Below are 7,057 nucleotides of genomic sequence, written 5' to 3' on the forward strand. Positions count from 1 at the left end.
GGGTCAACGACCCAAACACGTCGCTGGTGAAATCGGCCAGATCGGCACGAAGGCGCTCCACTTCCCGAACATCCACACCGGAGCTAACGACTCAACGAACCTACAGCCCACGAACTACACCAAAATGTGACAAAGCACTACTAGGGCCTGTGTCGAAGTCGGTCACAGCCACTCGTTGATCGCGGCGATATGCACGCGTCCCACGGGCAGCAACGGCTCCAGCACCGCCCACTGCACGTCGGTCAGGTCATGCCGCCTCGTCACCGCTACAGTAGCCGCGAGGTCTCCGTGCCGATGGTCTTCTTCGTCGATGAACCATCTACCGGAGACCTCGCTACTTATCGATCACCGCCACACCGAAATTTCCTCACCCCGGCATCCGCAGCCGACTTCGATACAGGCCCTAGGTCGGTGGTCATCTGGCCCACGATCCGGGCTGCGGTGGCCTTTTCCGCAACGGCGACGGTCTGCGTCCGCGCTGCGGTGAGGACTTTGGCGGTCAGCGCCTTGGGCTGCCCGCACGCCGTGCTGGCGCAGGTGGGCCAGGATGCGGGCTTCGTCGGCGCGGCGCAGCCCGGCTGGGGTCTGCCACTGCGCGAGGAGCCGGAGCGCACCTTGCTGCGCAGGTTGAGCGTCTTCTTCATGGCGGGCTGATCATGGTGAGGAGGTCCTGAATGCGGGCGGTGAGGCGGACGCGGTCGGCGACCAAGTCGAGGCGGCGGGAGACGAGCAACTTCAACTGCTGCTGCACCCCGTCCGCCACGGTGAGGGCCGGTAGGTCGCCGCGCATGCGCAGGGTCAGGGCGATGACGTAGGCGTCGTGGGCGTCGGTCTTACGTTCGCCGTGGAACGCCTCCGCCATCTGGACGTAACCGTGCCGCTGACGTAGCGCACGTCCGCACCCCGGCCGAACAGGACCGCCAGCAGCAGCGACGCCGGCCCGCCGCGGAGGTCGACGGCCCAGCGGACCGGCTTGCGGCGTTTGCCGAGCCGCCCGGCGATGCCAGAGATGGCCTGCTGGTCGTTGGGGATCTTCTCCGACAGAACTACGGTGCCGTCGTCGTCGATGACGCACACGTGGTGGTGCTTCCTGCCGACGTCGACGCCGGCCCACAGGCTGCCCATCGGGCATCACCCTTTTCGGTTGTCTGGTCAGGGGGCGTGGACCCGCCGTGGTTCAGTAGTCACAACTTCGCAAAGGGCGACCGTTCGCGAGTCTCCATCCAGTGCTGATACAGCGGTCGTCAGCGGGGGCCGGGGCGTCCTACTCCAAGCTGGCCATGACATCGGCAGCACAACCCAGACAGTCACCCGACCCTCCGGGTCCACCCAGCAGACGACGTAGTTCGATGTGCGGTTGCGGGTTCCGACGGACACCTGGAGCCCAGGCCGCCGCTGTCCGGGGCGTCGCGCCGGGGACGCCGGGCGGTCCACGATCTTGCGCGCCTCGGTGATGGCCATCGGGCGGCGAGGGCCGCACGCGGAGTGGTCTCGGGGTCGCTGAGGTCGAAGAGCGGGTGAAGTCTTCAGCAAGGTTTCAGGGTCGGCGTCCCATGCTCGCGTCAGTGTCCTTGACGAAGGGAAGAGTCGTGTCCGTTGCCACTGACCGGCTGGTAGGTACGCGCGGGTGGTTGACGAAAGTCCCGGCGATCACTGCGACGTTCTGGGTCATCAAGGTGTTGTCGACGACGATCGGGGAGACGTTCGCCGATTATCTGGCCGTGAACGTCGGGCTGGGTCCCGCCGTCACCGACGCGGTCATGATCGTGGCGCTGGTCGGCGCCCTTGTCATCCAGTTCCGGACCCGCAGGTATACGCCGTGGATCTATTGGTTGTGTGTGGTGTTGGTGAGCATCGTCGGTACGCAGTTGACCGACTTGTTCACCGACACGCTGGGCGTGAGCTTGTATGTCAGCACCGCTGTTTTCGCGGTGGTCCTCGCGGTCGTGTTCGCCGTGTGGTACCGGCAGGAACGTACTCTCGCGATCACCTCCATCGACACCCCGCGCCGCGAGGCGTTCTACTGGGGCGCGATCCTCACCACGTTCGCGCTCGGCACCGCCGCTGGTGACCTCGCAACCGAGGCGCTCAGCCTGGGTTTCCGCAACGGGGTGCTGATTTTCGGGGGCCTGATCGCGGCGACGTGGGTGGCCTACCGCCTGGGCGCCGGGCAGGTGGTGACGTTCTGGATCGCCTACGTGCTCACCCGCCCGCTTGGCGCCTCGCTCGGTGACCTGCTGACGCAGGACAAGGATTTCGGCGGTCTGGGACTGGGCGCGAGCGTGACCAGTCTGCTGTTCTTCGGCACGATCGTGGTCCTCGTCATCCGTGAACAGGTCTTGGTCAGTCGCCATGGTGTGGCGGTGAAGGGCGCGGGGCCGCTGGGCGGGTACCGGCAGGACTACCTGTGGGCCGGCGTGGCCGTGGCTGCTGTCGCGCTGCTCGGATGGGTGCTGCGGCCGGCTGCGGACACGACGCCGACCGCCGAGCCTGCGCCCACGACGACCGCACAGGCCGCCGCCCCGCCGGGCGCCCCTGCCGCCCTTCCGCGGCAGGCGCATCCGACCACCAGACTGGGCAACCTGGGCGAGTTTGCGGTGATCGTCACCGGCGTCAAGGAGAAGGTCGCCAAGGACGACCTGGTGGGCGGGAAGGCCCGGGCGAAGGATCTTGAGGTGGCCTGGGACGACGCCGAGGCGGGGCTCAAGCCGCGCGATTCGGCGAGATGGCACCAACTCGACGACCAGATCGATGCGGTCCTGACGGCCCTGCGGGCGTCGAGTCCGGTGCAGGGCGACTGCGCCTCGGCGGTGGACACCCTGATGACGACCCTGAATCAGTTCGACGGCGTCAGGTGATCGCCTCGCGGGCATAGACGTCCTCGGGCCATCAACTCGATGGTGAGGACTATGGCGGTGACTTCGACAGCGAGGAGACCGACGAGGACGAACAGTTGGGTGATGCCCGCGGTCAGCGGGCTGGCGCCGCCGAGGAGGACTCCGACGAAGGCGCCGGGGAGGGTGACCAGGCCGACGGTGCGGGTCTGGTCGAGGGCGGGGATGAGTGCCTGGCTCGCGGCGGCGCGGCAGACGAGCAGCGCGGCGTCGCGGGGAAGAAGTCCCAGCGCGAGAGCGGCTTCCACCTCGCCGCGCCGGGCGTGCAGATCGTCGTTGAAGCGCCGGCCGGCGAGGCTGGTGGCGGTCATGGCGCCGCCGGTCAGGATGCCGGCGATCGGGATGATCGCGATGCCGCGCAAAGGCACCAGACCGGCGAGCAGTAGGGCGGCGACGACGGTCAGGCTGGCTGTGGCGATCGGGACCCCTGCCCACCAGCCGTACGGGCCGCCGGTAATCCGCCGGCCCGAGGTGCCGGCGGCGACAGCGCACATGAGCAGGACGAACGCCCCGGTGGCCCACAGCGAGCCGACGATCGCGGTGATCACCAGTGACACGGCGACCAGTTGCAGCGCGGCGCGGACGGCGGCGACGGCGATCTGTCGGCCGTACCCGAGCCGTCCGACGGTGGCGATGGCGGCTGCGGCGACGGTCAGCAGCGCCAGCGCGACGGCGAGTTTCGGCCCGAGCACCAGCATCGTCGAGGTCATCCGGTCAGTGTTGCCTCAGCGCCGATGCGTCGTTCAGTTGGCGCCGGATGCGTCTCTGGACGCCGTCGCGTCGGCGGCGTTGGTTGCCGAGCGGCGGCGGGAGCGCAGGAGTTGGATGCCGATGGGCAGGACGGAGACGAGCACGATGGCGATGAGGATGAGCTCGATGTTCGATTTGACGAAGTTGATCTGCCCGAGGAAGTGACCGAGCACGGTGACGCCGGTTCCCCAAAGCAGGCCGCCGAGGACGTTGTAGGTGACGAAGGTGCGGTAGTGCATCCGGCTGACCCCGGCGACGACGGGGGTGAATGTCCGCACGACCGGCACGAAGCCGGCCAGCACGATCGAGCGGGCGCCGTAGCGGGCGAAGAAGGCGTTGGCCCGGTGCACGTTCTCCTGCTTGAACAGCCGGGAGTTGGGGCGACGGAACAGGCTCGGACCGACGCGCTTGCCGAACAGGTAGCCGACCTGGTCGCCGGCGATGGCGGCGACGGCGACGAGCAGACAGACCAGCCAGAGCGGCTGGTGCAGGTAGCGTCCGTCGGCGACGAGCAGCCCGGCGGTGAACAGCAGCGAGTCGCCGGGCAGGAACAACCCGATGAGCACCCCGGATTCGGCGAAGATGATCGCGAGGATCCCGATCAGCCCGAAGGTGGAGATCAGCCATTCCGGGTCGATGAAGCTGGGGCCCACGGCGAGTAGCGCTTGAGGCGTGGACGTGGCATGACCTCCGGAACGAGGGGCGGATGGTGCTCAGGCGGTGGTGTCGAGGCGGCGGCTGGTGCGGCCGTCGTAGGCCCGGGCGACGACGCCGATGGTGGCGACTGCTGTGGCGGCGATGAGCGCGCCGGCGAGGATGTCCCCGGGGTAGTGCACGCCGGTCCAGACTCGGGCGAAGCCGATGATGGTGGCGAGCACGCTCAGCGCTACCCCCCATCGGCGGGACAGAAACGCCCCGACGGCGAACGCCACCGCGAACGCCGCGGTGGCGTGGTCGCTGGGAAGCGACGCTCCGGCGGCGTGCGGGATCAGCTGGTGCACGGGGTGGGTCTGGAAGGGCCGTACCTCGGTGCTGAGCGCGGCGACGGCCTGCCCGACGGCGAAGGCCAGCCCGAGGGAGACGACGACGCGCACCAGGGCGGCGCGCCCGCGCCGCAGGCGAGCCAGGACCGGTACGGCCGCCGTGGCGACGAGGACGTAGATCAGCCACACCGCCGACCATTCGAAGACGTCGTCGACGAGGTCGCTGCGGCCGGCGGCGGCGTTGACGATCTGGAACAGGTGGTAATTCATCGATCTCCCCGGAGCTGGTGGTCCGCCCCCACGGGCCGCCTGGCGTCCAGTGTCACGATCGCCACCTGAGAAAAGCCTGAAACGGACCAGGCCCGACCTTCAACCCTGGTCGGCGTCACCATTTCGGGGCAGGAGGATCTCGACGGTCATCCCCGGACCCGGCATCACCCGCACCCGTCCGCCGTGCGCCGCGACGACCTGGCGGGTGATGGCGAGGCCCAGGCCGGTGCCGCCCTCCGGGCGGGTGCGGCTGTCGTCGAGACGGACGAACCGGTCGAAGATGCGCTCCCGGTCGGCATCGGGCACACCGGGTCCGTCGTCGGTGACCTCGATACACGCCCAGCCATCGCACACCGACACGCGCAGGGTCACCTGGGTACGGGCGTGACGGGCAGCGTTATCGGCCAGATTCCGCAACGCCCGACCCAGATCGTGGACGTCTCCGGTGACCCGTACCGGGGCGAGGTCGGCCCGGACGGTGAGGTCCGGGTGCTGCCCGGCGAGCCGCTCCCGCTCGGTGTAGGCGAGATCGTCGAGGTCGACGTCGTCGCGGCGGCGGGTGGCTCCCCGCTCGTCGATACGCGCGAGCAGCAGCAGGTCCGCGACCAGATCGCCGAGCCGGCTGGTCTCGCGGCGCAGCAGCTCGACCAGGTCGCGGTGCCCCTCCGGTACGGGTGCCAGCGCCAGGCGGTCGAGGCCGGCGCGCAGAGTGGCCAGCGGGCTGCGTAGCTCGTGGCTGGCGTCGGCGACGAACCGGCGCTGGCTCGCCGCGGCGGTCTCCAGACGCGCGAGCATCCGGTTCATCGTCTGGGCGAGCGCCGCGACCTCATCTCGGGCGGCTGGCACGGGCACCCGGGCATGCAGCTCACGGGCGGTGATGCCGGCGACCCGGCGGCGGATCGCCTCGACCGGACGCAGGGAACGTCCCACGAACCAGAACACCGCCGCGCCGACCACCAGCAGCATGGGCGCCAGCCCGGCGGCCAGGATCGCCGCGACCGCCTCGGTGCTCTCGTTGACCGGCCGCAGCGACTGCGCAACCAGCACCGTGCGGGTTCCGGAGCCGGTGGCAACCCCTTCGGCGGCGATCCGGAAGGGGTCTTCGTCGGCGAACGGCAGCAGCCGCTGCTCGCGCAGCAGCTGACCGGGCCGGGGCCGCAACGGGGACAGCGGCGCGGCGTCGCCGAGCGCGGCCGAGGCCGCCTCGACCCGACCGGACGGGTCGAGGACCTGCACCAACGTCTGTTCTCCCGGGCTGGGCTTCAGCGTCTGAACGAGCGCTTCCTGATCGCCGGCGGCCACCGCCGCGACCACCTCGGCCGCCCGCTGCCGCGCAGCGGCGTCCACGTTGCCGGCGAGATCCGCGCGGGCGAGGTAGACGAACGCCGCCGCGCCGACGGCGAAGGCCGCCCCCACGACAGCGGCGGCAGCCAGAGCCGACCGCAGCCGTACCCCCAGACGCCGGCGGATCCACCCGATGGCCACGCTCAGCCGCCGTCGGCTGCCAGGCGATAGCCCATGCCCCGCTCGGTCTGGATCGCCCGGCGCCCGAACGGCTGGTCGATCTTGCGGCGTAGGTAGCCGACGTACACCTCGACGATGTTGGGGTCGCCGTCGAAGTGGGCGTCCCAGACGTTGTCGATGATCTGCCGTTTGGACACCACGTCACCACGGTGCCGCATCAGGAACTCCAGCAGCGCGAACTCCCGCGCGGTGACCCGAACGGCCTGGCCGGCCCGGCTGACCTGCCGCCGGGCCGGATCCACGGTGAGGTCCCCTGCGGTCAGCACGACCGGCCGGGCCGGCGCGCCCCGGCGCACCAGAGCCCGCAGCCGAGCCACCAGCACCACGAACGAGAACGGCTTGACCAGATAGTCGTCGGCCCCGAGGTCGAAAGCGTCCGCCTGGTCGTACTCCCCGTCCTTCGCGGTCAACATCAACACCGGCGTCCACACACCCCGCGACCGCAGCCGCCGGCACACCTCGTAACCGTTCAGACCGGGCAGCATGATGTCCAGCACGATCACGTCGTACGGGTTCTCGGTGGCTGCCCACAGCCCATCGGTCCCGGTGTGCTGCACATCCACGGCGAAACCCTCGTCCGTCAAGCCGGCGCGCAGCACCTGTGCCAGGGCGGTCTCGTCCTCGACGACCAGCACC

8 protein-coding genes and 1 pseudogene are annotated in these 7,057 nt (G+C 69.8%); 2 read left to right on the forward strand and 7 right to left on the reverse strand.

Annotation, left to right across the window (positions count from 1 at the left end; all coding sequences use genetic code 11):
• Positions 1–162: 162 nt before the first annotated feature.
• Positions 163–264, reverse strand: coding sequence for a transposase (locus E1258_RS36035; protein WP_207919772.1), 102 nt, complete (start codon positions 262–264; stop codon positions 163–165).
• A 30-nt stretch (positions 265–294) separates the two neighbouring features.
• On the opposite strand from E1258_RS36035, the gene E1258_RS35225 reads away from it, so the two are divergent.
• Positions 295–654 carry a hypothetical protein gene (locus E1258_RS35225; protein ID WP_243715740.1) on the forward strand — a complete coding sequence of 120 codons (360 nt, stop codon included), beginning with the start codon at positions 295–297 and terminating at the stop codon, positions 652–654.
• Here the strand turns inward: E1258_RS35225 and E1258_RS35235 are convergent.
• Positions 641–1,125, reverse strand: a pseudogene (locus E1258_RS35235) (IS110 family transposase). The gene E1258_RS35225 and the pseudogene E1258_RS35235 overlap by 14 nt on opposite strands.
• Positions 1,126–1,589: 464 nt before the next feature.
• On the opposite strand from E1258_RS35235, the gene E1258_RS28125 reads away from it, so the two are divergent.
• A complete protein-coding gene (locus tag E1258_RS28125; RefSeq protein ID WP_243715743.1) occupies positions 1,590–2,858 on the forward strand; it encodes a hypothetical protein in 1,269 nt (422 codons plus the stop codon).
• Here E1258_RS28125 and E1258_RS28130 read toward each other — a convergent pair.
• The 5 genes from E1258_RS28130 to E1258_RS28150 all read right to left on the reverse strand — a co-directional run bounded on the left by E1258_RS28130 (position 2,837) and on the right by E1258_RS28150 (position 7,056).
• Positions 2,837–3,604 carry an ABC transporter permease gene (locus tag E1258_RS28130; protein WP_132406446.1) on the reverse strand — a complete coding sequence of 256 codons (768 nt, stop codon included), beginning with the start codon at positions 3,602–3,604 and terminating at the stop codon, positions 2,837–2,839. The two genes, E1258_RS28125 and E1258_RS28130, sit on opposite strands and share 22 nt — an antisense overlap.
• A gap of 33 nt (positions 3,605–3,637) precedes the next feature.
• Positions 3,638–4,297, reverse strand: a complete 660-nt coding sequence (locus E1258_RS28135; protein WP_132406448.1) for a DedA family protein — start codon at positions 4,295–4,297, stop codon at positions 3,638–3,640.
• Positions 4,298–4,357: 60 nt separating this feature from the next.
• Positions 4,358–4,897 carry a phosphatase PAP2 family protein gene (locus E1258_RS28140; RefSeq protein ID WP_132406450.1) on the reverse strand — a complete coding sequence of 180 codons (540 nt, stop codon included), beginning with the start codon at positions 4,895–4,897 and terminating at the stop codon, positions 4,358–4,360.
• Between the two features lie 99 nt (positions 4,898–4,996).
• A complete protein-coding gene (locus E1258_RS28145) occupies positions 4,997–6,382 on the reverse strand; it encodes a cell wall metabolism sensor histidine kinase WalK (RefSeq protein ID WP_132406452.1) in 1,386 nt (461 codons plus the stop codon).
• 2 nt (positions 6,383–6,384) lie between these two features.
• Positions 6,385–7,056 carry a response regulator transcription factor gene (locus E1258_RS28150; protein WP_132406454.1) on the reverse strand — a complete coding sequence of 224 codons (672 nt, stop codon included), beginning with the start codon at positions 7,054–7,056 and terminating at the stop codon, positions 6,385–6,387.
• Position 7,057: the final 1 nt, after the last annotated feature.

Origin of the sequence: Micromonospora sp. KC207 (assembly GCF_004348615.1) — a bacterium.
In the GTDB taxonomy this organism is placed as follows: Bacteria; Actinomycetota; Actinomycetes; order Mycobacteriales; family Micromonosporaceae; genus Micromonospora.

Coding starts and splice junctions, on each gene's coding strand:
- E1258_RS35225 (WP_243715740.1), top strand. CDS start 295: ATGGTCTTCTTCGTCGATGAACCATCTACCGGAGACCTCGCTACTTAT.
- E1258_RS28130 (WP_132406446.1), bottom strand. CDS start 3,604: ATGACCTCGACGATGCTGGTGCTCGGGCCGAAACTCGCCGTCGCGCTG.
- E1258_RS28140 (WP_132406450.1), bottom strand. CDS start 4,897: ATGAATTACCACCTGTTCCAGATCGTCAACGCCGCCGCCGGCCGCAGC.